General features: G+C 71.6%; 28 protein-coding genes. 9 read left to right on the top strand and 19 right to left on the bottom strand.

The window, feature by feature from the left end; genetic code table 11:
• The 8 genes from mctP to ACQP2Y_RS09070 form a co-directional block, all read right to left on the bottom strand.
• Positions 1 to 1,647: a monocarboxylate uptake permease MctP gene (gene mctP, locus ACQP2Y_RS09105; RefSeq protein ID WP_433726321.1), complete on the bottom strand. Its 1,647-nt coding sequence runs from the start codon at positions 1,645 to 1,647 to the stop codon at positions 1 to 3.
• A complete protein-coding gene (locus ACQP2Y_RS09100) occupies positions 1,640 to 1,891 on the bottom strand; it encodes a DUF3311 domain-containing protein (protein WP_433726319.1) in 252 nt (83 codons plus the stop codon). Before ACQP2Y_RS09100 ends, mctP begins: the two co-directional genes overlap by 8 nt.
• Positions 1,892 to 2,053: 162 nt before the next feature.
• A complete protein-coding gene (locus ACQP2Y_RS09095) occupies positions 2,054 to 3,352 on the bottom strand; it encodes a glycoside hydrolase family 18 protein (protein WP_433726317.1) in 1,299 nt (432 codons plus the stop codon).
• A 98-nt stretch (positions 3,353 to 3,450) separates the two neighbouring features.
• A complete protein-coding gene (locus ACQP2Y_RS09090) occupies positions 3,451 to 4,554 on the bottom strand; it encodes a bifunctional RNase H/acid phosphatase (protein ID WP_433726315.1) in 1,104 nt (367 codons plus the stop codon).
• A gap of 94 nt (positions 4,555 to 4,648) precedes the next feature.
• Complete coding sequence (locus ACQP2Y_RS09085) at positions 4,649 to 5,383, bottom strand: zinc ribbon domain-containing protein (protein WP_433726313.1); 735 nt, start codon at positions 5,381 to 5,383, stop codon at positions 4,649 to 4,651.
• Positions 5,384 to 5,394: 11 nt separating this feature from the next.
• Positions 5,395 to 6,240 carry a Nif3-like dinuclear metal center hexameric protein gene (locus ACQP2Y_RS09080; RefSeq protein ID WP_433726311.1) on the bottom strand — a complete coding sequence of 282 codons (846 nt, stop codon included), beginning with the start codon at positions 6,238 to 6,240 and terminating at the stop codon, positions 5,395 to 5,397.
• 21 nt (positions 6,241 to 6,261) lie between these two features.
• Entirely contained in the window at positions 6,262 to 6,846 is a 585-nt protein-coding gene (locus ACQP2Y_RS09075; RefSeq protein ID WP_433731848.1) for a flavoprotein, read from the bottom strand.
• A gap of 16 nt (positions 6,847 to 6,862) precedes the next feature.
• A complete protein-coding gene (locus ACQP2Y_RS09070) occupies positions 6,863 to 8,092 on the bottom strand; it encodes a helix-turn-helix domain-containing protein (protein ID WP_433726309.1) in 1,230 nt (409 codons plus the stop codon).
• Positions 8,093 to 8,337: 245 nt separating this feature from the next.
• On the opposite strand from ACQP2Y_RS09070, the gene ACQP2Y_RS09065 reads away from it, so the two are divergent.
• Both ACQP2Y_RS09065 and ACQP2Y_RS09060 read left to right on the top strand, forming a co-directional pair.
• Complete coding sequence (locus ACQP2Y_RS09065; protein WP_433726307.1) at positions 8,338 to 9,033, top strand: bifunctional DNA primase/polymerase; 696 nt, start codon at positions 8,338 to 8,340, stop codon at positions 9,031 to 9,033.
• 280 nt (positions 9,034 to 9,313) lie between these two features.
• Positions 9,314 to 10,429 carry an SGNH/GDSL hydrolase family protein gene (locus tag ACQP2Y_RS09060; protein ID WP_433726305.1) on the top strand — a complete coding sequence of 372 codons (1,116 nt, stop codon included), beginning with the start codon at positions 9,314 to 9,316 and terminating at the stop codon, positions 10,427 to 10,429.
• 3 nt (positions 10,430 to 10,432) lie between these two features.
• Here the strand turns inward: ACQP2Y_RS09060 and ACQP2Y_RS09055 are convergent, their stop codons facing one another.
• Positions 10,433 to 11,014 carry a helix-turn-helix domain-containing protein gene (locus tag ACQP2Y_RS09055; protein ID WP_433726303.1) on the bottom strand — a complete coding sequence of 194 codons (582 nt, stop codon included), beginning with the start codon at positions 11,012 to 11,014 and terminating at the stop codon, positions 10,433 to 10,435.
• A gap of 47 nt (positions 11,015 to 11,061) precedes the next feature.
• Between ACQP2Y_RS09055 and ACQP2Y_RS09050 the strand changes: the two genes are divergently transcribed.
• Positions 11,062 to 11,988 (top strand): NAD(P)/FAD-dependent oxidoreductase, encoded by a 927-nt coding sequence (locus tag ACQP2Y_RS09050; RefSeq protein ID WP_433726301.1) that lies wholly within the window; start codon positions 11,062 to 11,064, stop codon positions 11,986 to 11,988.
• 78 nt (positions 11,989 to 12,066) lie between these two features.
• Here ACQP2Y_RS09050 and ACQP2Y_RS09045 read toward each other — a convergent pair whose 3' ends face one another.
• Entirely contained in the window at positions 12,067 to 13,275 is a 1,209-nt protein-coding gene (locus ACQP2Y_RS09045; protein WP_433726299.1) for an MFS transporter, read from the bottom strand.
• Positions 13,272 to 14,693 (bottom strand): NAD(P)-binding domain-containing protein, encoded by a 1,422-nt coding sequence (locus tag ACQP2Y_RS09040; RefSeq protein ID WP_433726297.1) that lies wholly within the window; start codon positions 14,691 to 14,693, stop codon positions 13,272 to 13,274. Before ACQP2Y_RS09040 ends, ACQP2Y_RS09045 begins: the two co-directional genes overlap by 4 nt.
• A gap of 82 nt (positions 14,694 to 14,775) precedes the next feature.
• Between ACQP2Y_RS09040 and ACQP2Y_RS09035 the strand changes: the two genes are divergently transcribed.
• Complete coding sequence (locus ACQP2Y_RS09035; RefSeq protein WP_433726295.1) at positions 14,776 to 15,471, top strand: ArsR/SmtB family transcription factor; 696 nt, start codon at positions 14,776 to 14,778, stop codon at positions 15,469 to 15,471.
• Here ACQP2Y_RS09035 and ACQP2Y_RS09030 read toward each other — a convergent pair.
• The 3 genes from ACQP2Y_RS09030 to ACQP2Y_RS09020 form a co-directional block, all read right to left on the bottom strand.
• The gene (locus ACQP2Y_RS09030; RefSeq protein ID WP_433726293.1) at positions 15,444 to 16,307 is read right to left on the bottom strand and encodes a hypothetical protein; all 864 of its coding nucleotides are present in this window, start codon (positions 16,305 to 16,307) and stop codon (positions 15,444 to 15,446) included. The two genes, ACQP2Y_RS09035 and ACQP2Y_RS09030, sit on opposite strands and share 28 nt — an antisense overlap.
• 155 nt (positions 16,308 to 16,462) lie before the next feature.
• Positions 16,463 to 17,008: a hypothetical protein gene (locus tag ACQP2Y_RS09025; protein ID WP_433726291.1), complete on the bottom strand. Its 546-nt coding sequence runs from the start codon at positions 17,006 to 17,008 to the stop codon at positions 16,463 to 16,465.
• 108 nt (positions 17,009 to 17,116) lie between these two features.
• Positions 17,117 to 17,743 carry a maleylpyruvate isomerase family mycothiol-dependent enzyme gene (locus ACQP2Y_RS09020; protein WP_433726289.1) on the bottom strand — a complete coding sequence of 209 codons (627 nt, stop codon included), beginning with the start codon at positions 17,741 to 17,743 and terminating at the stop codon, positions 17,117 to 17,119.
• 53 nt (positions 17,744 to 17,796) lie between these two features.
• Between ACQP2Y_RS09020 and ACQP2Y_RS09015 the strand changes: the two genes are divergently transcribed.
• Both ACQP2Y_RS09015 and ACQP2Y_RS09010 read left to right on the top strand, forming a co-directional pair.
• Positions 17,797 to 18,252, top strand: a complete 456-nt coding sequence (locus ACQP2Y_RS09015; protein ID WP_433726287.1) for an NUDIX domain-containing protein — start codon at positions 17,797 to 17,799, stop codon at positions 18,250 to 18,252.
• A complete protein-coding gene (locus ACQP2Y_RS09010; protein WP_433726285.1) occupies positions 18,249 to 19,073 on the top strand; it encodes a TIGR02569 family protein in 825 nt (274 codons plus the stop codon). The genes ACQP2Y_RS09015 and ACQP2Y_RS09010 overlap by 4 nt, the downstream gene beginning before the upstream one ends.
• On the opposite strand, the gene ACQP2Y_RS09005 is transcribed toward ACQP2Y_RS09010, so the two are convergent.
• Both ACQP2Y_RS09005 and ACQP2Y_RS09000 read right to left on the bottom strand, forming a co-directional pair.
• Positions 19,046 to 19,546 carry a DUF402 domain-containing protein gene (locus ACQP2Y_RS09005; RefSeq protein WP_433726283.1) on the bottom strand — a complete coding sequence of 167 codons (501 nt, stop codon included), beginning with the start codon at positions 19,544 to 19,546 and terminating at the stop codon, positions 19,046 to 19,048. The genes ACQP2Y_RS09010 and ACQP2Y_RS09005 overlap by 28 nt on opposite strands.
• Entirely contained in the window at positions 19,539 to 20,849 is a 1,311-nt protein-coding gene (locus ACQP2Y_RS09000) for an alpha-hydroxy-acid oxidizing protein (protein ID WP_433726281.1), read from the bottom strand. Before ACQP2Y_RS09000 ends, ACQP2Y_RS09005 begins: the two co-directional genes overlap by 8 nt.
• A 141-nt stretch (positions 20,850 to 20,990) precedes the next feature.
• Here ACQP2Y_RS09000 and ACQP2Y_RS08995 point away from each other — a divergent pair, with 141 nt between their 5' ends.
• Both ACQP2Y_RS08995 and ACQP2Y_RS08990 read left to right on the top strand, forming a co-directional pair.
• A complete protein-coding gene (locus ACQP2Y_RS08995) occupies positions 20,991 to 21,860 on the top strand; it encodes a helix-turn-helix transcriptional regulator (RefSeq protein ID WP_433726279.1) in 870 nt (289 codons plus the stop codon).
• An 8-nt stretch (positions 21,861 to 21,868) separates the two neighbouring features.
• The gene (locus ACQP2Y_RS08990; RefSeq protein ID WP_433726277.1) at positions 21,869 to 22,249 is read left to right on the top strand and encodes a VOC family protein; all 381 of its coding nucleotides are present in this window, start codon (positions 21,869 to 21,871) and stop codon (positions 22,247 to 22,249) included.
• Between the two features lie 8 nt (positions 22,250 to 22,257).
• On the opposite strand, the gene ACQP2Y_RS08985 is transcribed toward ACQP2Y_RS08990, so the two are convergent.
• Genes ACQP2Y_RS08985 through ACQP2Y_RS08975 form a run of 3 tightly spaced genes read right to left on the bottom strand, consistent with a single transcriptional unit; the run spans position 22,258 to position 23,594 of the window.
• Positions 22,258 to 22,587, bottom strand: coding sequence for an SMI1/KNR4 family protein (locus ACQP2Y_RS08985; RefSeq protein ID WP_433731846.1), 330 nt, complete (start codon positions 22,585 to 22,587; stop codon positions 22,258 to 22,260).
• A complete protein-coding gene (locus ACQP2Y_RS08980) occupies positions 22,535 to 22,729 on the bottom strand; it encodes a hypothetical protein (RefSeq protein ID WP_433732437.1) in 195 nt (64 codons plus the stop codon). The genes ACQP2Y_RS08985 and ACQP2Y_RS08980 overlap by 53 nt, the downstream gene beginning before the upstream one ends.
• Positions 22,730 to 22,742: 13 nt before the next feature.
• Positions 22,743 to 23,594, bottom strand: coding sequence for an LPXTG cell wall anchor domain-containing protein (locus ACQP2Y_RS08975; RefSeq protein WP_433726275.1), 852 nt, complete (start codon positions 23,592 to 23,594; stop codon positions 22,743 to 22,745).
• Between the two features lie 175 nt (positions 23,595 to 23,769).
• Here ACQP2Y_RS08975 and ACQP2Y_RS08970 point away from each other — a divergent pair, with 175 nt between their 5' ends.
• Entirely contained in the window at positions 23,770 to 24,261 is a 492-nt protein-coding gene (locus ACQP2Y_RS08970; protein ID WP_433726273.1) for a hypothetical protein, read from the top strand.
• The last annotated feature ends 23 nt before the right edge of the window (positions 24,262 to 24,284 follow it).

The following is a 24,284-nucleotide window of genomic DNA, read 5'->3' as shown; positions in this document are numbered from 1 at the left end:
TCAGGTGGAGGAGCCGAGGGTCTCCGGAGTGGTACGGGCCTTCTCCAGCCGCGGGTCGCCCTCGTCGGCGAAGTAGTCGTCCGGTTCGGTGCCGTCGAAGCCGTCCGGGGTCTTCATGGCCCGCAGGATCAGCGTCATGATCACCGCGACGAGCAGGTTCAGCGCGACCGCCACGAAGCCGACGTAGATCGTCTTCGGGGTGTCGAAGCCGAACTTCTCCAGCGGGAACGCCGAGCCGCCGAAGTGGGCGCGTTTGGTCGCCGCGTTCGGGATCTGGTAGAGCATCCACAGCCCCAGTCCCATGCCGGCCGCCCAGCCCACGATCAGGGCGTTGCGGTGCAGCCACCGGGTGTAGAGGCCGATGGCCACCGCCGGGGCGGTCTGCAGGATGATGATGCCGCCGATGAGCTGCAGGTCGATGGAGAACTGCGGGTCCAGGAAGATGATGAACGCGACCGCGCCGACCTTCACCACCAGCGAGGCGATCTTGGCGACGCCGGCCTCCTGCGCGTGGGTGGCGTCCTTGCGGATGTACTCCTTGTAGATGTTGCGGGTGAACAGGTTCGCCGCCGCGATCGACATGATCGCCGCCGGGACCAGGGCGCCGATGCCGATCGCGGCGAAGGCGACGCCCGCGAACCAGGCCGGGAACTGCTGGTCGAACAGCAGCGGCACGACCGTGTTGCTGTCGACGCTGCCCGCGGTGTTGCCGGGCAGCGGCTTCACCCCGGCCGAGATGGCCATGTAGCCGAGCAGGGCGATCAGGCCGAGCAGGAAGCTGTACGCCGGCAGCGCCGACATGTTCCGCTTGATGACGTTGCGGTTCTTGCTGGCCAGCACGCCGGTGATGCTGTGCGGGTAGAGGAACAGCGCCAGCGCCGAGCCCAGGGCCAGGGTGATGTACTGGATCTGGTTGTTGGCATTCAGCGTGATGCCGTCGCCCGGCGCCGGTGACGCCTGGAACTTCGCGTTGGCGTCGTCGAAGATCGAGCCCCAGCCGCCCAGCTTGTACGGCAGGTACAGCACCGCCACGATGATCACGATGTAGATCAGCGTGTCCTTGACGAAGGCGATCAGCGCCGGCGCCCGCAGCCCGGACTGGTACGTGTACGCGGCCAGGATCGCGAACGCCACGATGATCGGCGCGTGCCGGGCCAGCGCGCTCTCCCCGGTCACGCCCATCGTCTTGAGCACCGCCTCGATGCCGACCAGCTGCAACGCGATGTACGGCATGGTCGCGACGATGCCGGTGATCGCGATCAGCAGCGCCAGCAGCGGCGAGTCGAAGCGGGTGCGGACGAAGTCGGCCGGGGTCACGAAACCGTGCCGGTGCGACACCGACCAGAGCCGGATCAGGATCAGGAAGAACAGCGGGTAGATGACCACCGTGTAGGGCACCGCGAAGAAGCCCGCCGCGCCGGCGCCGAAGATCAGCGCGGGCACCGCGACGAACGTGTACGCGGTGTAGAGGTCACCGCCGACCAGGAACCAGGTGATCCAGCCGCCGAAGCTGCGCCCGCCGAGTCCCCACTCGTCCAGGTGCGCCATGTCGGTCGGCCGGCGCCACTTGGCCGCGATGAAGCCCATGCCGCTGACCAGCAGGAACAGGAAGGTGAAGACGACGATCTCGGTGATGTGGTCACTCATCGGAGGCCTCCGGCGACGTGGTGCGGTCCCCCGCGGGGACGGCCGGTGGTTTCCGGGTCATCTGGTAGACGATCGAGGTCGTGATGACGCCGACGAGGATGAACGAGAACTGCAGCCAGTAGAAGGCCGGAAAGCCCCAGAGCCTCGGTGAGTCGAAGTTGTAGAACGGGGTGATCAGCGGAAGCACGATCGGTATGACCAGCAGCCAGTTCCAAGGACTGCGATCGCTGCGCGGTGCGGACATCAAGGCCTCCTCATCGGAGCTCAGACGAGGTGGTGACCGTGGTCACGGCCATCGCCGCAGGTTACCGAGAGGCTTCGGAGACGGTGCGCCAGGCCGTGATCACCCTGCGCCGAACGGCCGGGGCGGTGCGCCGAACGGCACACCACCCCGGCCCCGGACCTGCTATCGCCAGGGGGTCCAGAGACCCGCCGAGATGGTACGGGTGAGCGAGGCCTTCTCGTCGTCGCCGTCGAGCGACCACATCATCGCGCCGCCCAGCCCCTCGGTACGGATGTACGCCGTCTTCTGCAGGATCTGCGCAGGGTCGTCGTACGTCCAGAAGGTGGTGCCGTCGAACAGCCACGAGTGGCCGGAACGCCAGTCCCGGTGCACCTTGAAGCCCTGCGCGGGCAGGTTCTTCAGGGTCTTGTAGTCCTCGGTGCCGACCGCGAACTTGCCGGGCGCGCCGCCGGTGGCCGGGGCGAAGAGACCGTTGCCGGCGGCGGTGATGCCGGTCCAGCCCTGGCCGTAGTACGGGATGCCGAGCACGAGCTTGCGGCCCGGTGCGCCGCGGTCACGCCATGCGTCGATGGTGCCATCCACGGAGAAGTCCGGGTTGTCGGGCGCGCCGGGCGGGACCCGCAGGGCGGATTGCTGGTTGGCCCGCGCCTCCCAGGAGCCGTGGAAGTCGTAGCCCTGCACCGTGCCGAAGTCGAGGTACTTGAAGATCTTCTTCGCCTCGAAGCCGGCGTCGATCTTGGCCGGGGCGGCCGGCAGGAACGCCGTGAGCTCGTAGTGCTTGCGGTTCTTGCGGCCCAGCGCGTCGAGCTGCTGGCGGAACTCGGCGGTCAGCAGGGTGAAGTTCCGCTTGTCCTCCGGCCGGATCACGTTGCCGGCGTTGCCCTCGGAGCCGGGCCACTCCCAGTCCAGGTCGACGCCGTCGAAGATGCCGGCGGCGACGCCCGCGGACAGGCCGGGCAGGTTGCCCTTGATCCACAGGTCCACGCAGGAGCTGACCAGCTTCTGGCGGGACGCGTCGGTCAGGGCGGCGTCGGAGAAGGTCGCCGAGCCGGTCCAGCCGCCCAGCGAGATCAGCACCCGCAGCTTCGGGTTCTTCTTCTTGAGCTCGGCGAGCTGGTTGAGGTTGCCGGCGATCGGCTGGCCGGCCACGTCGGCGACGCCGTCGACGCTGAGCGCGTCGGTGAACGGCACGCCCCAGTCGGCCCACGAGTCGGCCGACTCGCAGACGCCGGCCGCGGTGACCGGGCCGAAGGCGTAGTTGAGGTGGGTGAGGCCGGCGGCGGCGCCGGACTGCTGGACCTTGGCGAGCTGGAAATCGCGGCCGTAGATACCCCACTGGGTGAAGTATCCGACCTTGACGTACGACTTCTTCTGGTGTGCCTGGGCGGTGGTGGGTGCGGCCGTGACGCCGACCAGTACGGCGGCGCCGACGGCCAGCAGACGACGGGAGAATCCGCGCATGAGCCCTCCAGGGGCGGACGGAGCTTGTCGAAGAGGAATGGTGAAGAAACTTTCCTAATCGAGGAAGCTAAACGTCCGCACCCGGCGGGGTCAATACCTCAGCGCAGGTGCGCCGTCTCGTTCACCGAGCGGACCGCGATCCCGCCGTCGGGCCACATGTCCATGGTGGAGACGCCGGCCGCGTCCAGGAAGAGCCGGTGCAGGAAGGCGTCGCCGGCGGCGAGCGCGTCGCGCAGGATCAGCTTGATCGGCGAGACGTGCGAGACCACGACGACGGTCCCCGACGGGTACGCCGATTGCAGCGTCGCCAGGGCCCCGCGTACACGCTTCGACACCGTCTTGAACGACTCCCCGCCGGGCGGCGCGACAGCCGTCGAGTCCAGCCAGCGGTCCAGCTCGTCCGGCCAGCGCTCGCGGACCTCGGCGAACGTCAGGCCCTCCCAGTCACCGAAGTCGCACTCGATCAGTTCCGGCAAGATGGTGACCGTGACGTTGCCCAGCTCGGCGGCGATCAGCTCGGCGGTGCGCGTACACCTGGCCAGGGGGGATGAGACGACAGCCGTGACGTCGCGGGAGATGCCCGCCACCCGCCCGGCCGCGGCCATCGCCTGGGCCTCGCCCTGCTCGGAGAGCGGGACGTCGCCGCGGCCGGAGTAGCGGCCCTGCGCGGTCATCGCGGTCTCGCCGTGCCGGACCAGGATGAGCCGGGTCGCGGTGTCCAGGGACGGCGGCGCCCAGTTCCGGGGCGCCTTGGGCTCGGTGGGCGAGTCGAAAGCCACCGGCCTGCCGGCCGCCTCGTCCATCGCCCGGTTGGCCAGCGCGTCGGCCAGCTTGTTGCGCTCGCGCGGGATCCAGTCGAAGGTCACCGCGGCGAAGCCGTCGACCAGCTTGGCCGCCTCGGCGGCCAGCGGGCGCAGCCCCGGGTTCTTGATCTGCCAGCGGCCGGACATCTGCTCGACCACCAGCTTCGAGTCCATCCGTACGTCGACCCGGGCGGCGCCCAGCTCGGCGGCGGCGCGCAGGCCGGCGATCAGCCCCTGGTACTCGGCGACGTTGTTGGTGGTGACGCCCAGTGAGGCGTAACGCTCGAGCAGCACCTCGCCGGTGCCCTCCTCGAGCACGACCGCACCGTAACCGGCCGGCCCCGGGTTGCCCCGCGACCCCCCGTCCGCCTCCACGACGACCCTGAGCTCGTTGGTCACTGTACTGATGATTCGCTCCCTCGTGCGGCGCCGGAAGGGCGACGTCCTGCCTCCGCTGCGCTACGGCAGAACGCCGCCGCGCCAACTCGGTCGCTCACAGCCCGGACTCCGCGGTGCGGATCATGATCCGGCGGCATTCCTCGCAGCGGACGACCTCGTCGGCGGGCGCGGACTTCACCCGCGCCAGGTCGGCGCCGTACAGCTCGATGCGGCAACCGCCGCAGCGCCCGGAGCGCACCAGCGCAGCGCCCAGGCCCGAGTCCGCGCGGATCTTGTCGTAGAGCGTGATCAGGTCGGCCGGCAGGTCGGCGACGAGCGGCCCGCGGGCCTGCGTCTTGAACTCCTGCTCCTTGGTGATCTCCGCGTTCGCCTCGTCCCGGCGGGCCTCGGCCGCGGCCCGGCGCTCGCTCGCCTCGGCCAGCTTCTTCTTCACGTCGTTGAGGGCCTGCTCGGCGGTCTCCCGCTGCTCCATCAGCTCGAGCTCGGCGTCCTCCAGCTCGGACTGGCGGCGGTTCAGCGTGGCCAGCTCGTGCTGCAGGCCCTCGATCTCGCGCAGCGCGCCGCCGGCGTTCAGCCGGGCCTGGTCCCGGTCCTTGCGGGTGCGGACCTGCTCGATGTCCTTCTCGAAGCGGGCGATGTCGCGGTCGAGGTCGTCGACGGCCACCTGGGCGCGCACCCGCTGGTCCTCCAGCGCGGACAGCTCGCGGGAGATCGTCGCGATCTCCGCCAGCTCCGGCAGGGACTTGCGGCGGTGGGCGAGCTGGGACAGGGCGATGTCGACGGCTTGCAGATCGAGCAGTCGGCGCTGGTCTTGCGGGGCGGCCTTCACGTCAGGTCTCCTTATTTTCCACTGACCGCGTGCACGGTCCAGGGGTCGGTGTCGAGGTCGGACACGAGGGACGTGACCGGGAACTGGGCGCGCAGCCAGCCCGCCAGCTCGTCGAGCCAGGGGCGTTCGGTGGCCCAGTGGGCAGCGTCGAGCAGAGCCGGGCCGCCGGTGGCCAGGTGCTCGCTGGCGGGATGATGCCGCAGATCGGCGCAGAGATACGCATCGGCTCCGGCCCGGCCGGCGTCGGCCAGGAACGAGTCGCCCGCTCCCCCGCAGACGGCGAGCGTACGGATCAGTCTTTGCGGGTCACCCGCGGCCCGCACCCCGGCGGCGGTCGGCGGCAGCCGGCGGGCGACGAAGGTGGTCAGCTCGGCCAGCGGCATCGGGGCGGCGAGCTCGCCCACCCGGCCCACGCCGCGCCCCGCGCCGGCGGCCGGGCTGCCCGGCGCGGCCGGGACCAGCGGGCGCAGATCGACCAGATCCAGCCGGGCGGCGAACGCGTCGGAGACACCCGGGTTCGCCACGTCGGCATTGGTGTGCGCGACGTACAGGGCGATGTCCGCCTTGATCAGCCGGTGCACGATCCGGCCCTTGTACGTGTCCGGCGCGACCGACGAGACGCCCTTGAGCAGCAGCGGGTGGTGGGCGACGATCAGGCTCGCCCCGGCCTCGACCGCCTCCTCGACGGTCTCCGGGACGCAGTCGACCACGCAGAGAACCGTGCTGACCGGGGTGTCGAACTCGCCCAGGACGAGGCCCACCCTGTCCCACTGCTCGGCCCAGGCACGCGGATAACGGGCGTCGAGGGCAGCCACCACATCACGGACGGTCGGCGGGGGTAGGGCAGAGTCGCTCACGGCCGCCCACTCTACCCAGCTTCAGGAGCGGGCTCCGGGCTCGACTCGGTTGTCGGCCGGGAAACGGGTGTGCAGGGCCTGCAGCGCTCGCCGCCACGGGAACTGGCTCCGGAAACGGTCGTTCTGTCCCGGTCCGCCGAGGCGTACGACGTCGTCGCCGTAAAGCACCTGAACGCCCCAACTGCGCAGCCGGGCGATGCTCTCGTGCAACGTCGGGTGCAGCGCCATGACCCTGTTCGTGTACGGCACCACGACCGTCGGGATGTTGAAGCCGTACCCCTCGACCAGCAGCCCGAGCACCAGGGTGTCGGTGATGCCGGCGGACCACTTGTTGATCGTGTTGACCGTCGCCGGGGCCACGATCATCGCGTCGGCCGGCGGCAGCAGGTCCTCGTCGCCGGGGTTCTTGTAGTAGCTGCGCACCGCGTGCCCGGTCTGGGCCTGCAGCGCGGCGGCGTCGATGAACTTGCGCCCGTCCGGCGTGGTGATCACACAGACCTCCCAGCCGTCCCGCTGCGCCAGGTCGACGAGCACGCCGACGTCGCGGGCGATGGGCGAGCCGCACACGAGGACGTACAGCACGCCGGGCGAGGTGTTGATGTCCATCACCCGAGAACCCACCTCATACGCCGACTCCCATCTGCTCGGCCAGCTCCGCGATGGGTGCCGGCGGTGTACCCCGCGTGCGTCGTAACACGTCGGAGATGACCTCGTGGGCGAGCGGGCGGCAGCGGATCTCCGCGGGGGCCAGCCGATCGCCCTCCAGCAGCATCTCGCTGGCCATCTCCACGTCGCCGACCTGCGTGTAGCCCCGCGCGATGTCCAGGTAGTGGTGGGCCCGCCGCTCCGGCAGCATGGCGGCGAAGCTCTCCTTGTTGATCCGGTTGTGCGTCTCGATCGCCTTGCCGCCGTCGCCCAGCTCGACCGCGGCGGCGGCCCGGTGCAGCTCCACGTTGGTCGGCCCGAAGGACGACCAGTAGTGGTTGTAGTCGCCGCCGAGCGCGCCGGCCGCCTGCTCGGCGCCGCACACCAGGTCGCGGACCGTGGCACTGTCGCCGATCCGCGCGGCGGCCATGGCGCCGGTGAGCAGCAGCAGGCCGTAGACGGAGAGCCGCTCGGGGGTGGCCGACTCCGGCGTGGTCGGCGCCAGCCGGTTGGCGATGTTGACGTTGACCTCGAGCGCGGAGCGGATCCGGCCGAGGGAGAGCAGCGCCATGCCGACCCGGTGCGTCGCCATCCCGGCGAGCAGCTGGTCGCCGGCGCGTTGCGAGACGGCGATCGACCGGTCGGCGGCCAGCCAGGAGAGCTCGTGCTCGCCGACCTTGCGCAGCGCCGACGACGCGATCTGGTAGACCTGCCCGAGCAGGTGCGCCGCGTCGCGGGCTTCCGCACCCGTGGCGTGGGCACTGTCGGCGGCCTGGGCGTCGCGCAGCAGCTGTGGCAGCTTGCGGGCGAGGACGCCGTACTTGGCGTGCTGGTAGGTCAGCCAGGCGTGGCTCACCGCTTTGCGCATCTCCGCCAGGGGCGGTGCCATCGGCACCGGGTGGAAGAACGCGCTCATCTGGTCGTAGCGTTCCAGCGCCGCGCGGATCTCCTCGACCTCGACCTGGTCGATGCAGTTCTGCGTCTCCGGCCTGCGCTCGACGTCCTTGCCCAGCAGCAGCTGGACGTCGATCTGCAGGACGTCGGCGATCTCATAGACGACGGAGAACTTGTCGAGCCGGCGGACGCCCCGCTCCACCTTGTCCACCCAGCTCTTCGACTTTCCCAGCCGGTCCGCGAAGACCTGCTGGGACATCTTTCGACGGCCGCGCCAGTAGGCGACTCGGCGGCCGATCGGCAGCTCGTCCACGGTGCCTCCCCCACTCATCCGGCGACCCCCGCCGGTGAGCATTGCGGTGTGTCAGCTGCAGTCTGGACCTCACTCCTCTGTGCGGGTCGCACAGGTTGTGTGATCGTCTGCCCACCGATGCTCGATAGTTTCTCATGCAAGTTGCAATACGTGATCTGCCCCGACAAACGAGGCGTGTCGAGCTTGGTAACGGCAGTTGCGACTGCTATAGCGGCCACTAGTGCCGGATCGGAGGTATTCCGACCATGCAGTGGAGCAACCGATGGCCGATCGGCCCATGGGAGTACGTTGATCGGCTGCGACTGCGACGGGCCGCCCTGCGGTACGCCGCGCACGGCTGGGCCGTGACCCCGGGCGCCTATCTGGCCGGTCACCGCTTCGCCTGCGGCCGGGCCGGTTGCCCGATCATGGGCTGCCACCCGGCCATCGAGTCCTGGGAAGAGGATTCGAGCACGGACCCGGCGCGGGTCGCCCGCTGGTGGCACCGCCGGCCGTACACGGTGCTGCTGGCCACCGGCTGGAAGTTCGACGTGCTGGAGGTGCCTGCGGCCGTCGGCCTGCGGGTGCTGGGCGCGGTGCGCCTGCACACCGGCGTCCTCGGCCCGGCGAGTGGGGACGCCCGCGGTCCGGTCGTGGTGACGCCGTCCGGACGCTGGATGTTCCTGGTACGCCCGGGAGCGGAACTGCGGCCGGAGCTCGGGTCCTGTCTGGACGTCCTGCGCCACGGTCGCGGCTCGTGGATCCCGGCGGCACCGAGCCGTACCCCGCAGGGCCCGGTCCGCTGGGCCGTCTCCCCGGAGCAGACCGGCTGGCAGCTGCCCGAGTCGGCGGTCGTCCAGACGATGCTGCTGGACGCGCTGGAAGTCCTCGGCCGACGGCCGCAGCCTCCCGCCCCGGTGATCGTGCCCCGGCAGATGTCCACCGCTCGCCGGGCGGCCTGACCGAGGCCCACCGGACGCCGCGAACTGCCCGTCGCCCGGATCGAGGATCCACGTGGCGGACGGTATCCGGGCATGGTCGGGGGCACTCATGTCAGTTGACAACGTATTTGCCTACCTTGGGGTAGTCGAGTCACCCGATTGGGTGAACACCTGATCACTCTGCGCAGAAGTTCGCCCGATCGGCTATCCGCCCTTCGTTGACCGTTGACACTTGACCGGTTCAGTGGTGGCATCGACGCTCACGAATGAGTTAGCCGGGAGTGACCCCCGAGGAGAGCCCGTGCGACCGAGCCGTCTGACCGGAACCCTGCTGGCCGCCGCCCTGATGCCGGCCCTGCTGCTGTCCACGAGCGCCGGTGCGGCACCTCCGCCGGCCGGGCCCGCCGCCACGCTGTCCGCAGTGCACACCGCCGGGCGCGTCCAGGCGACCGCGGACGCGCTGCAGTACAGCTGGCCCGGGGTCTACTTCGAGGGCCGCTTCCGGGGCACCGGCGTCGGGATCGTCCTCAACGACGCCGCCGCCGACTACGACGTGCAGGTCGACGGCGCGACGGTCGCCACCCTGGTCATGCCCGGCCGGACCACCTACTGGGTGCGGGACCTGGCCCCCGGCCCGCACCGGGTCCGGCTGGTCAAGCGGTCGGAGAGCCCGTGGGCGGTCAGCGAGTTCGGCGGATTCGTGCCCGCGGCCGGCGGCGCGATCCTGCCCGGTCCCCCGGCACGGCACCGGCAGATCGAGTTCATCGGTGACTCGTACACCGCGGGCTACGGCAACCTCTCCGCGTCCCGCGACTGCACCGGCGACGAGGTCAACCGGACCACGAACGCGGACCTGAGCTTCGGCGCCCTCACCGCCCGGCGCCTGAACGCCGACTACCAGCTCAACGCCTTCTCCGGCCGCGGCATGGTGCGCAACTACAACGGCGGCGAACCCGGGACCAGCTACCGCACCTACTACGACCGGGCGCTGCTCAGCGTGGACGGCGACGTCTGGCGGCCGGGCCGGTGGCGGCCCCAGCTGGTCGTGGTCGGCCTGGGCATCAACGACTTCTCCACCGCGATCAACCCGGGCGAGCAGTGGACGCCGGAGAGCCTGATCGCCGCGTACCGCACCGCCTACCTGGGCTTCCTCGACAAGCTGCGGGCCCGCTACGGACCCCGGACGATCATCGTGGTGAGCGCGACGGCAGTCTCCGGCACCACGGCGTTCGCCGACACCGCGCGGCAGGTCGTGCAGGAGAGCAACGACCGTGGCGACAGCCGGGTCCGGTACTGGTACTACGACAGCGCCGGGCTGGACTACGGCGGCTGCCACTGGCACCCGTCCCTGCGCGACCACCAGGTGATCGCCGACCGGCTGGAGGCGTACCTCGCGACGCTGCCGCTGCGCTGGTAGCCGCTACGAGCGGGTCGAGCGGGCGCGGACATGCATCCGCTCACCCTGGCGGCCGAAGATGCTGAGGAACTCGACCGCCTCGCCGTTCGCGCTGCCGAACCAGTGCGGCACCCGGGTGTCGAACTCGGCCGCCTCGCCCTCGGGCAGGTCCAGGTCGTGCTCGCCGAGCACCAGACGCAACCGGCCGTGCAGGACGTACAGCCACTCGTACCCCTCATGGGTCTTGGGGTCCGGCTCGGCCCGCGCCCCGGCGGGGATGATGTGCTTGAAAGCCTGCAGACCGGTGGCCTGCCGGCTGAGCGGCAGGATGGTCTGGCCGCTGCTGTGCCGCAGCGGCCGGGCGTAGATCCGCGGGTCGCCGGTGGGCGGGGCGCCGACCAGCTCGTCCAGGGGCACCCGATAGGCCCCGGCCAGCGGCAGCAGCAACTCCAGCGTGGCCCGCCGCTGCCCCGACTCGAGCCGGGACAGGGTGCTCACCGAGATCCCGGTGGTCTCCGAGAGCGCGGCGAGCGTGGTCCCGTGCTCCTGGCGCAGCGCGCGCAGCCGGGGCCCGACCGCCGCCAGAACGTCGTCGTTTGCCGTCATGGCAACAAAGCTTGCCACTTTTCGCCGGGTGGGGCGACCGTGGTGCCATGACATACGACGTGATCGTGATCGGCGGCGGGCCCGCCGGACTGAGTGGCGCGGTGGCTTTGAGCCGCGCGTTGCGGTCGGTGCTGGTGATCGACGCGGGCGAGCCCCGCAACGCTCCCGCCGACGGCATCCACAACTACCTGACCCGCGACGACATCGCGCCGGCCGACTTCCGGACGGCCGGGCAGAGCGAGGTACGGCACTACGGCGGTGAGATCGTCGACGGCCGGGTGACCGGGGCGGGCCGCGACGGCGACCTGCTCACCGTGACGCTGGCCGACGGCCGGTCGTACGCGGCCCGGCGGCTGCTCGTCACCACCGGGCTCACCGACGAGCTGCCCGACATCCCCGGCCTGCGCGAGCACTGGGGGCACAACGTGATCCACTGCCCGTACTGCCACGGCTACGAGGCGCGCGGCCAGGCCATCGGGATCATCGGCTCGTCGCCGATGTCGCTGCACCAGGCGCTGATGTGGCGGCAATGGAGCGACGACATCACGCTGTTCCTGCACACCGCGCCCGAGCCGGACGCCGAGCAGGCCCGGCAGTTCACCGCCCGGGGCATCTCGGTGATCACCGAGAAGGTCGCCGAGGTGCTGGCCGAGGGCGACAAACTGACCGGGGTACGGCTGGCCGACGGCACCGTGGTCGCCCGGGAGACCCTGGTCGTCGCCCCCCGTTTCCTGGCCAACACGGAACCGCTGCCGTCCCTGGGCCTGACCGCGACCGACAACGACTTCGGCAGCGCGGTGGTGGCCGAGCCGAACGGGCGTACCGAAGTGCCCGGGGTCTGGGTCGCCGGCAACGTCACCGACCAGATGGCCCAGGTGGTCAGCGCGGCCGCCGCCGGCCTGCACGTCGGCGCCCAGCTCAACGCCGACCTGATCATGGAGGACACCGCCCGGGCGGTCGCGGCTCTCGGGTGATCCGCAGCGCTGCCGCGGCGATGGCACACAGGCCGGCGGTCCCGGCTCTGGCCTGATTTGCGGCCGCCGACCGGGCCGTCACGGCTCTCGGGTGATCCGCAGCGCTGCCGCGGCGACGATGCACAGGCCGGCGGTCGTCAGGAAGACGCTGGTGTAGCTGCCGGCGCGGGTCAGCAGCGCCGCTGCGCAAAGCGGGGCGGTCGCCTTGGCGATCGTCACCGGCACGACCAGCATCGCCGCGATGGTGGCGTAGCGGCTGGTGCCGTAGCGGTCGGCGAGCAGCACCGGCTTGGCGATGGTGGCGACGCCGAAGCCGAGCCCGAAGCCGACCACGCCGACCACGGCCCCGACCGCGGTGCGGCCGGTGAACGGCAGCGTGGCCACCGCGACGGCCTGCACGGTGAAGACGGCGGCGACGACTGTGGCGGTGCGGAACCGGCGTTGCAGTGCGGTGGTGGCCAGCCGGCCGGTCACCGACAGCAGGCCGAACAGCCCGGCGGTCGTCGCCGCGAACGACAGCGGATGACCCCAGCTCAGCAGGGCCGCCACCAGGTGCACGGTGACCAGGGAGATGGCGGCGGTGTTGGCGGTGAAGCCCAGCGCGAGCAGCCAGAACGCCCGGTCGGGACGGAACGGGGCCCGGGCCGCACGAGCGACGGGCGCGGCGGGACGCAGGACGAGCGCGTGCAACGGGACCGTGAGCAGCGCCTGAATGGCCGCGAGGATCAGCAGGGCGGTGCGCCAGCCGTACTGCTCCACGAGGTGGCCGGTCAGCGGGAGGAAGACGGTGCTGGCGAAGCCGGCCACGACGGTGAGCACGAGCAGCGCGTTCGGGCGTTCGGCGGCGGTGTGCCAGGCGATGACCACGGCGAAGGCGGCTTCGTAGAGGCTGGCGGCACCGGCGGCGCCGAGACCGACTTGGACCGCGTACAGCTGCCACAGGCTGTCCACCTGTGACCAGGCCACCAGCAGCAGCGCGCCGAGCAGTGAGCCGGCGGTCATCAGCGCGCGGCCGCCGTGCCGGTCCAGCCACCGCCCGACCGGCACGGCAAGGATCGCCGCGGCCAGGACGGAGGCGGTGAACGTACCGGTGATCGCGGTTGTCGTGGTGTGCAGCTCGGCGGCGAGCGGGGTCAGGAAAACCGCGAAGGAGTAATAGAGCGTGCCGTAGCCGACGGTCTGGGTGATCGCGAGCGCGGCGACCGTGCGGCGGGCGCGCACCCGGGTGCCGGGGTGACCGCCGATCGCGGGATCGGCGGCCACCGGGCCGGGGCGTCCCCCGGTCACCCGCAGCAGCTGCCGGCCTGGCTGTCCCCAGCCGACACGGAGACGAGAACGAGCGGCGCGGACAGCAGCCCGCCCGCGACTCCCGTGGTCAGCCCCCGCCCGGCGTCGCCGTCGACCGGGTTACTGTTGCAGACCCCGGTCTCGGGCAGGTCGAGCTGCACGTCGCGGGCCGCGGCCCAGTCACCGGCGAGCGCGGCGGCCACGGAGCGGGCCTGCTCGTACCCGGTGGCGAGCAGGAACGTCGGCGCGCGGCCGTAGGACTTCACCCCGATGGCGAAGAAGTCCGGCTCCGGGTGCGCCAGCTCGTCGACGCCGTGCGGCGGGACGGTGCCACAGGAGTGCTCGTTGGGGTCGATCAGCGGAGCCAGCGCGCGGGTCGAGCCGAGCACCGGGTCCAGATCCAGCCGCAGCTCCGCGGCGATCGAGTGGTCCGGGCGGAAACCGGTGGCCGACACGATCCGGTCGGCGGTGACCGTACGGGTGCCGTCGGAGACCTCGACCGTGCCGTCCGGCCGGGCCGCGACCCGCTGGACGCCGAAGCCGTCGAGCAGCGTGATGGCGCCGCTCTCGACGTGGGCGCGCAGGCGGCTGCCCAGCGCACCGCGGGCCGGCAACGCGTCGGCGGACTGGCCGCCGTAGCTGCGGGCCGGATCGGTGGCCCGGATCGCCCAGGTCACCCGGGTGCCGGGAACCTGCTCGGCGAGCTCGGCCAGGGCGAGCAGCGTGTTGGCGGCGGAGTGCCCGGCGCCGACGACCAGGGTGTGCCGGCCGGCGAACCGATCACGGTCGCGTCCCAGGACGTCGGGCAGAGCCGACTCCATGAACGCGGCCGCCTCGGCCTCACCGTGGGCCGGGATGCCGGAGGCGCCGAGGACGTTGGGCGTACCCCAGGTGCCGGAGGCGTCGATGACCGCGCGGGCCAGGATGTCCTCGCCGTCAGCGAGGCGGACCAGGAAGGGGGCGGCGGCGCGGCCGACGGTACGGATGCGGTCGAGGCCGAGCCGGGTGATCGCCACGACGCGGGCGCCGTAGCGGACGTGCGGCTTGATCTCGGGCAGGTCGGCGAGCGGCTGCAGGTAGTCGGCGGCCAGCTGCGCGCCGGTGGGAAGCTGGTCGTCGGCGGGACGCACCCAGCCGGCGTCGGTCAGCAGGCGGGCCGCCGCGGCGTCGATGTTGAAGCGCCACGGAGAGAACAGGCGGACATGCCCCCAGCTGCGGACGGCGGCGGCCGGGCCGGCACCGGCCTCGAGGAGTTGGAAGGAGAGGCCCCGCTCCCGCAGCTGAGCGGCGGCGGCCAGCCCGACCGGACCGGCACCGATGACAACAACCGGCAACGCCGTCAACTCATCAGTCCCGCCTGATGCCTCGCTGCGCTGCTCCACGGTCGCCTCGGTGGTTCCGCAGCACTTCTCGCTCATGGCCCCTAGCTCCTCTTGCTTGACAGCGGTCTAACTCCTTCCCCACCTTGCATCGGACTTAGACGAGTGTCAAGCTATCCGCATGTCCGTTCTTCCCGTGGTCGAGATCCCGCCGGCGGCGGCCTGCTGCCCTCCCCTGTCGGCGCAGGCGCTCGCCCCGCAGGCCGCGGTCGAGCTGGCGCCGATGTTCAAGGCACTCAGTGATCCGGTGCGGCTGCGGCTGTTGTCGCTGATCGCGGCTACTACGGAGATCTGCGTCTGCGACCTGACGGACGCGTTCGAGGTCACGGGCGCGACCATCTCGCACCACCTGCGGGTGCTGCGGGAGACCGGCCTGGTGGACTGCGAGCGGCGCGGGACGTGGGTCTATTACTGGGTCAAGAAAGACGCGATGAACCTGCTGGGTGGTCTGCTGACGTCTTCCGCGGCGCCGTCGCATCAGGATTCACTGATATCAGCTGGATCTGATGTTGTCCGGTTGCTGGCTGATCCGCTGCGGGCGCAGTTGGTGGAGATCCTGGCGGGCGGGCCGGCGTGTACGGCTTATCTGGTCGCCGAGACCGGGGCCAAGCAGCCGAACGTGTCCGGCCATTTGAAGCAGCTGCGGGAGGCTGGGGTGGTCGAGGCCGAGCCCCGGGGGCGGTACACGTTCTATCGGCTGGTGCCGGAGTCGTTGCAGGGGGCGGCGTTGCACCTGGCAGATCTGGGCGCGAACGCCCGCGCCAACGCGGACAACTTCAGAGGCGCTCTTCAGCGGCCGGAGGCCAGCTCGCGATAGGCGGCGATCACCGCGGCGGTGCGCTCGGCGAGCTCCGGGCCGGCCTCAGTGCGGGGCGGACCGGCCGCCGTCAGCCGGGAAATCGCCAGTTCGGCTTCGCGGGCGGTGTCGCCGATGCGCTGTTCGCGGATGAGGTTCTCCCCCGCCAGCGCGGCGGCGTTGATGCTGGCCAGGATGCGGTTGGCCGCACCGGCCGTGGATCGCCAGAGCGCCTCGACCCGCAGCCGCTGCTCAGCCAGGGCCTGCACCGCCGGGCTGTCCGCCGGCAGGTCGTGTCGAGTCGCCTGAGCGAGCTCCTCCCGCAGGCAGCGGACCTGCTGGCGGCGGGCCATGATGGCGGCGAGCTCCTCCAGCGCCGCCGACAGGCTGCGATCCGCGTCGTCGGAGTCGATCATGTGCCGCAGCGCGGGCCAGGTGCGCCGCACCCGCTTGGCCACCACGAACGCCCGCTCGAAAGCGGCCCGTTCCTCAGGAGCGACGAGCACGTGGGCGCTGTCGCCCTTGGGCATGGCGATGATCGCGGTACGGGCAGCACGCGCCTGCTCGACCGCCACGAAAGCGATGAGCGCGACCGAGCCACCCGCCGCCAGCCACCAGGCAATGCCGAGCGCGCTCAGCACCCCGGACAGCATCACCAGGACAAGAGTGAGCTGGGAGGCGAACCGGATCCGGTCCTGACGGCTGCGTCCACTGGGCGCGACCGGCACGACCTCGGTGACGGAACCCCAGCGGACCCGCCGGGCCCGGCCGGTACGCATCTTGAGCGGGCTGGGCGACACGACGACCTTCTCCGTGTCGATGCCGATGTGCAGACCCTTGGGCCCCGGTGTGGCCACGGTGCACCCTTTCCGCCTGCGGGAAGCTGAGCGGGCCCGGACGCCGAGGGGGGTACGCCCGGGCCCGCTCACCGGCGGAGCCGTCCGCCGGTACCTGGAGGAATCGGGTGGGTGCTCGGCTACCTGAGCTCACCTCCGGGTGCAGCGCGGGTGCATCACGCCGCCTCGGCGACCACCTCCGTCCCCTCGCCGGGACCGCCTTCCTCCGACGCGGCGATCGGCACTCCGTCAGCGGTGATGAGGCCGAGGTGCTCCAGCCGGGCGAGGATGCCTCCCCGGCTGCGGCCGAACTCCTCCATCAGCTCCCTCGGGCTCGCGCCCGCCCGGTGCCGCGCGACCAGCCGCTCGTCGTCCTCGGCCGACCACCGCGTGCCTTGGTTACGGTGGCGCTTCGGCCGCTCCCCGAGCGTCGCCTGCGCCGGTGTCACCGATGACAGGCGTTGCCGGCGCAGCGCCGCCAGGCCGGCCAGGGTCGAGGTCAGCGCGTCCGCCACCGGGGCGAGGTCGGCGGGTGAGATCCCTCCGCTGATCTCGCTCACCACCTCGCCCGTGGGGCCCCAGCCGACCACGGTCAGGCCGATGCTCTCGTCGCCCGTGCCGGACGCGGTGAGCTGGTAGACGTGCGGTCCGATCGTCAGGTGCCGCTCGAGGGTGAGGTGCGGGCGGTGGTCGTTCTCGGGTACGTACTCGTTGTCATCCATGCCGCGACGCTATGACCGGCGACTGACATTTTTGTCCCCGGCGTGGCGCGCGGTTCGGGGTCTCCGCGCGTCCCGGACAACTATCCGAAAAGGACAGGCCGATCAGGCTCAGCTCAACCGGTTGCGCAGGATCGGCACGCCCGGCCCGTCCAGTTCGCTCAGCGCCACGCCGCGCCCGGTCATCGCCAGCATGAGCGCCTCCGCCGGCCCGGTCACCAGCGGCCCCGCGCCCGTCGACCAGTCCAGATCCGCCGCCTCGAAACGCAACCCGGCCAGCCGCCGCTTCGGCGTGAAGCCGACCGCCCGGCCGCCCACCAGGAAGTCCAGTGACACCCGCAGCCGCTCCAGCCGCAGCCCGTGCGGCAGTCCCAGCGGCCGGCGCATGTCCTGGCCGTGCACCTGCAGGTCGGTCAGCTGCCCCGGATATCCCACGATCGGCGGGCGGAACGGGTTCTCCGCGTTGTCGCGCAGGCTGCGGGCCAGCTCGGCCGCCGGCTGCTCCGCCGTGAGGACCGCCAGCCGGGCGTTCGTCCGGTGGATGCTGAAGCCGTTGCGGGCGAGCAGCGGGAGCACCGGTGTCACCGGTTTGCCGATCGCCGCCAGCAGGTGGCCGGCCACCTGCTGGACCGTCCATTCGCCGCACAGGCTAGGGGTTTCCAGCTGTTCCGGGGTCAGCGACTCCACCAGATCGGCGACGCGGCGCCGCTCGTCGGCGATCGCGGATTGGATATCCACAGGCACAGGCTAACGTCGCCGGCGGCCCTCACGCGGCCCGTACTCTGGCCGCCGTGACGACCGACTGGACCGCCACGTTGCCGGGCAAGCGGATGGGTGCCGCGCTGCTGCTGCGTGACAGCGACGACCGGATTCTGCTGGTGGAGCCCACTTACAAGCCCTACTGGGAGCTGCCCGGCGGGGTGGTCGAGGCCGGTGAGTCACCGCGGGCCGCCGCCGCGCGGGAGATCACCGAGGAGCTCGGGCTCAGCGTGGTGCCGGGGCGGCTGCTCGTCGTCGACTGGGTGCCACCACGGGACGCTCGCACCGACGGTTTGATGCTGGTCTTCGACGGCGGCCGGTGCGGCGATCCGGTGCGGCTGCCCGAAGCCGAGCTGCGCAGCTGGGCCTGGTCCGATCCCGGCGAAGCCGCGCAACGGCTGCTTCCCCTGCTGGCCCGGCGCGCCGCGGCCGCTCTACGCGCACTGCACACGAGCACCACGCTCTATCTGGAAGACGGTCACCCATGACAGATCAAGGGCCGCCGCCCGAGGTGCGGGCAGCGTTCGGCGCGCAGGGCGAGGCGGTACGGCTGGCCGGCGGCAAGGGCGGCACGTGGCGAATCGGCGATCTCGTCCTCAAGCCGTCCGAGGGCGACGAGGAGGTCCGCTGGCGCAGTGCCGTGCTGGCCGCCCTGCCGGAGTCGCCGCACTTCCGGATCGCCCGGCCGGTGCGGGCCGCCGACGGTGACTGGCTGGCCGGTGGCTGGGAGGCCGCCCGAGCCGTCGCCGGGCAGCCGGACCAGCGCCGCGTCGACGACGTGATCCGGACCGGGGCCGCGTTCCACGAGGCGGTCGCCGCCGTGCCGCGACCCTCGCTGCTCGACACCCGCGACAACCCCTGGGAGTACGGCAACAAGCTGGCCTTCGGCGACGACCTGCCCCCGGCGCGGCGCAGACCTTCCGCCCTGCTGGACCAGTTGCTGACGTACCGGCGGCCGATCGCGCTGCCGGAGCAGATCGTGCACGGCGATCTGCTCGGCAACGTGCTGTTCGCCGACGGCCTGCCACCGGCGGTGATCGACTGGCCGGCGTACTGGCGGCCGCCGGCATGGGCGTCGGCCGTCGCCGCGGTGGACGCGATGGTGTGGCACGGCGTCGGCACAGGGGTGATCGAGCGGTGGGCGCACCTGCCCGAGTGGGGACAGTTGCTGGTCCGGGCGGCGGTCTACCGGCTCGGCACCTGGGACGCCGCGGGGTGGCCGCAGGAGCCGGAGGAGCCGTACCGGCCGGTCGTCGCGGCCATCGCCGGCTTCGTGGCCGGTCAGACGCGTTCGAGCCAGGTGCGGTAGTGGGTGCCGAACGGCTCGGCCCGCTCCCGGCACGCGGCGAGGACCTGCTGGGCCGCCTCGGCCGCCCGGGTGACCGTCTCGGCCGGGTAGCCGTAGCTGAGCTGGTGGGCGGCGAACTCGTCCTCGTCCAGCAGCGTGACGCGGCCCCGGTGCGTACGGGTCACGTCCAGGTCGAGGTCGACGATCGTGACCTGTTCCCGGCCCGACCAGACGGCCGGGGCGGTGATGTCGCAGTACATCTCGAGGTTGCGGGTCGGGGCGAAGAACAGCGGCGTGTACCAACCGTCGTGCGGGATGAGGCGGACGCCACGGTGCTCGTCGGCGCGGGTGACACCGGCCGCGACGTAGTGCACCTCCGTACCGACCGGCACGCCCAGCCACGTTCCCCACTCGTCCTCACCGAGGTGGATCTCGACCGCGCGGCGGTGCAGCCGGCCGTCGAACTTGCGGAACACCACGTCGACCTCAGCCATGCGGCGCACTCTGCCAGCTGTCCCGTCGCAGCAGGTCCCCGGTGATCGCCGCGATGCTCGGGGCACCGGTCAGGGCCATGGTCAGGTCCAGCTCGGCGATCACGTTGCGGATCACGTCCTCGACGCCGCGCCGGCCGGCCAGCGCGAAGCCGTACAGGTGCGGGCGGCCCAGCAGCACGGCGTCGGCGCCGAGCGCCAGGGCGGTGAAGACGTCGGCTCCGGTACGGATGCCGCTGTCGAACAGCACCGTGGGCTGCGCGCCGACCCGCTCGCGCACGGCGACCAGCGCGTCCAGCGCGGCGACGGCGTTGTCGACCTGCCGGCCGCCGTGATTGGAGACCACGATGGCGTCCACGCCCAGGTCCAGCGCGCGGCGGGCGTCATCGGGATGCAGGATCCCCTTGAGCACGATCGGCAGCCGCGTCCGGTCGCGCAGGGTTGCCAGGTGTTCCCAGTTCAGCCCGGGATTGGAGTAGATGTCGAGGAACGTCTCGACCGAGGCGCGCGGGACGGGCGAGCGCAGGTTGCGCCAGAACGGGCCCGGGTGGTTGCGGGTCATCGCGAGCAACGCGCGAACGGCACCGGGCGTCACCCGTACCGGTGTCTTGTCGGGCTGGGGTGCCGCCAGCCGATCGGTGACGATTTGCCGGAACCGCGGATCGGACGTGTACTGCGCGATGCCGAGACCCCGGCTGAACGGCAGCGACCCCAGGTTGAGGTCCTGCGGGCGCCAGCCCAGCACGGTGGTGTCCAGGGTGACGACCAACGCTCCGGCGCCGATCGCCTCCGCCCGCTGGATGAGGCTGTCCACCAGGCGTTCGTCCCTGCTCCAGTAGAGCTGCACCCAGCGCGGGGTGTCGCCCATCGCCGCCGCGCACTCCTCCATCGGGTTGCAGCCCTGGTTGGAGAAGACGTAGGCGGTCCCGGTCGCCGCGGCGGCCCGGGCGATGGCCACGTCACTGTCGCGGCCCATGAGCGCGGCGGCACCGACCGGCGCGAGCAGGACCGGCGTGGAGTGCCGGGCGCCGAGCAGCTGCACCGAGAGGTCCCGTTCCACGGCGCCGGCGGCCATCCGCGGCACGATCGCCCACTGGTCGAAGGCCGCCCGGTTGCGCCGCATCGTCCGGCCCTCACCGGCCCCGCCCGCGACGTACGCCCAGGCTTTTCTGCTGCTCACCCGGCGGGCCCGGCGCTCGAGCTCGGCGAAGTCGGCGGGCACGACCGGCCGCCGGCCGAGCGTGCCCTCGCGGTAGATGGTCGCCAGGCGGGCCAGCCCGGCGCCGGGGGTGACGGCGGCCGCCATGCGCGCTCCTCGATCAGGGGGCCGGGCGGAAAGCGCCGGCCTGTGACCGCCACGCTAGATCGCGGGCCCGCCGCTGTTCCAGGGGAGGCAGGTAATGACAGAACCTCCATCGCCGGCCGGACCGCCCGTACCGTGGAGTGCGTGGACAACCGCAACGACATCCGCGAGTTCCTCGCCTCACGGCGCGCCCGGATCACACCCGAGCGGGCCGGCCTGCCGAACTACGGCGGCCACCGGCGGGTCCCCGGACTGCGGCGCGAGGAAGTGGCCCTGCTCGCCGGCGTGAGCCCGGACTACTACACGCGGCTGGAACGCGGCAACCTCGGCGGCGTCTCCGACAGCGTGCTGGACGCGATCTGCCGCGCGCTGCAGCTCGACGAGGCCGAACGTGCGCACCTGACGGACCTCGCCCGGGCCAGCAACACCCCGGCGCGGGCCCGGCGGCGCCCGGTCACGCTGCGGATCCGCCCGGGCGTGCAGCAGCTGCTCGACGCGATGACCGACGCACCGGCGTTCATCCGCAACGGCCGGCTCGATGTGCTCGCCGCCAACAAGCTGGGTTACGCGCTGTACGCGCCGGTCTTCGAGCATCCGGCCCGGCCGTCGAACCTGGCCCGCTTCGCGTTCCTGGACCCGCGGGCGACGGACTTCTACCCCGACTGGGAGGACGCGGCGAACACGACGGTCGCGCTGCTGCACACGGAGGCCGGACGGGACCCGTACGACCGGGGGCTGACGGACCTGGTCGGTGAGCTCTCCACCCGCAGCGAGACCTTCCGGACCAGGTGGGCCGCGCACGACGTACGCCTGCACCTGACCGGGACGAAGCACTTGCGGCACCCGGTCGTCGGCGAGATCAAACTCGGCTTCGAGGCGATGCCGATGCCGGCCGATCCCGGCCTGACCCTGACGGCCTACAGCGCCGAGCCGGGCTCACCGGCCCAGGACGCGCTCCGCCTGCTGGCGAGTTGGTCGGCCACTGCGGAACAGAGCGTCACCACCGGGCCATGATGTAACGCATGACCACACACTGGACGGTGAGCGGGGACGCGGCGGACCCGCAACGGCTCGCCCGGTTCTGGGCGCTGGCGCTCGGCTACGTCGACGAGCCGGGCTACGACTTCGCCGACGGCGCGGCGCTGATCGACCCCGAGGGCAGGCTGCCGGCGATCAGCTTCCTGCGGGTGCCGGAGGGCAAGACCGCCAAGAACCGGCTGCACCTCGACATCCGGGTCGCCGCCGGGCAGCCGATGGATCCAGCGGTACGCGAACAGCGCATCCGCGCGAAGGTGGCCGAGCTGGTCGCCGCCGGGGCGACCGCCGTCCGCGAGGAGTCCTACGGTCACCTGGACCACGTGGTCATGCAGGATCCCGAGGGCAACGAGTTCTGCGTCGCCTGAAACGGCCGCTACTCCTCATCGTCCGGCTCGAGACCGCTCATGAACTGCGCGAACGAGTCGGCGACCCGCCTCGGGAGCCGGTCCTCGTCGACGTACACGACCGCGGGCTCGCCGGCGGGTCCGCAACCGGAGTAGTCCAGCATGACGGTGTCGTGGCCGGCCGAGGGCGTCACCCCGATCACCACCCCGATGTCCGGATAGTCCCACTCGGCGATCAGGTACGCGGACTGAGCGTCGGCACCCTCGGCGTATCCGATGCCCAGCAGGACGTCCACCGCGAAGTGATCAGCGGCCCAGGACGTCCGGAAGCTCGTCGGATGACGCGTGTCCCGCAGCACGCCGCCGTTGCGCAGTCGCAGCAAGGTACACGTACGCCTGCGGCAGCCGCACGCCGAGAGTCGCCTCGGCCTGCCGGACCATGTCCCCGGTCAGCGGCGGTCCGGTCCACTGCCCCGGACCGTCGTCGAACGGCGAAGTCATGTGGTTCCCTCGGTCAGGCGGTGAAGCTCCTGCGGCGGCGCCGGGCGACCACCAGAGCTCCCGCGCCGCCGAGCAGCAGCGCGGCGCCGATCCCGGCGACCGTCGCGGTCTGGCTGCCGGTGACCGGCAGCCCGCCGCCGCTGCCGTCAGCCGGTTCCGTGGTGGCGGGCGCCGCCGTCGGCTCGGTCGTGGCGGGCGTCGCGGTCGGAGTCGCGGTCGCGGTGGCAGTCGGGGTGGCGGTCGGCTCGCTCGTCGGCGGGAGGACCAGCTTGACCCGCGCGAAACCGATCGCCCGCGGCTCGGCCGGGACGGGGAGCTCGCGCACCGTGAGATCGATGTCCGCGCCGGGGCCGGGTGCGGGCGTCGTGCCGCGGCCGCTGTCCGCCTTGGCCAGCGCTTCGATGCCGCCCTGCCGGTCGGCCCAGGCCTTCGAATACCACTGGAAGATCACCGAGGACCAGCGGTGGGCCCGCGCCTGCGCCGCGGCGGCCACGGGGAACGACGCGAGAGCGTACGTCTTGCCGACGGCCAGCTCCCGATCGATCTCGCACCAGGCGCCGTCGAGGTTGGAGTCGACGTAGTACTGGCAGTTGCCGAACTCCTTCGGCAGGTCGACGTCGTTGACCACGCGGACGTTGACGACGACGCCCGGCAGGGGCTCGGTGCCGAGGTTGGCGACCCCCAGCACGACGGGGACAGACTCGCCGGGCTTGACCGGGTAGGAGGTGACCTTGCCGTCACTGTCAAGCTCGGTCAGCGCGGCAAGCTTCGCGGTGTCGGCGTCGGCGGCATGCGCGACCGACGGGACCGCGAGCACGCCGGCGGTCAGCAGGATGGCGCCGAGCGCGCGCAGGCGAAACGTCATGGCAAACACTCCCCGTGGATGATCAGCCGCGCCACCATAGCGAACCCCCGACCGATCCGTCTGTCCGTGAATTCGCGAGCGGGTACAGATCAGACGTGACGGCTACCCGTTCGGGCCAGCCCGCCGATCCAGCCGGTTACATCTGGTCGCACCTAGGTGGACACACGGTGACGCGATGGATGCGCCCACTCGCAGTGAGCTCCTGGCCGCCTATGCCATTGAGCGGCAGGACGACTCCACGGCCCTGGCGGTCGCGTTCGCCATTACGACCACCTGCCTGACGTATGTGATCGCGGCTACCGCTTTCTTCACCGATCATTGCCAGAGCCTGAAGTGCGACGGCAAGATTCCCGCGTGGTTGCCGTTGGTGGCGCCCGCTGTCGCCATCTCGTTCGTCGGATTCCTGGTATTGAATGTCGCGGCCTCCCGCATGCGTTCTGTGCATCTGCAGCGTCTTGAGGCGATGATTCTCCTGCCGATGCGGGACGGCAGGTTCGAGCCCAGCTTCCACAGCGACGCCGGCCTGATCTACCGGCCGGACCGCCCGCTGGCGCCTCCGCGGATCCGCCTGGTCTTCGCGACGATCACGGTCGCGTCGTACGTCGCCTGGCCGCTCACCCACCGCAGATTCGTCTATGAGCGGCCGGGCGGCCTCCTGCCCCGTTAGTAGGGAACTCCGGCGATCAAGGC

Origin of the sequence: Actinoplanes sp. CA-051413 (assembly GCF_050955795.1) — a bacterium.
GTDB lineage: Bacteria > Actinomycetota > Actinomycetes > Mycobacteriales > Micromonosporaceae > Actinoplanes.
The sequence above is the reverse complement of the archived record's forward strand: the minus strand, read 5'-3'. Positions and strand labels throughout refer to the sequence as shown.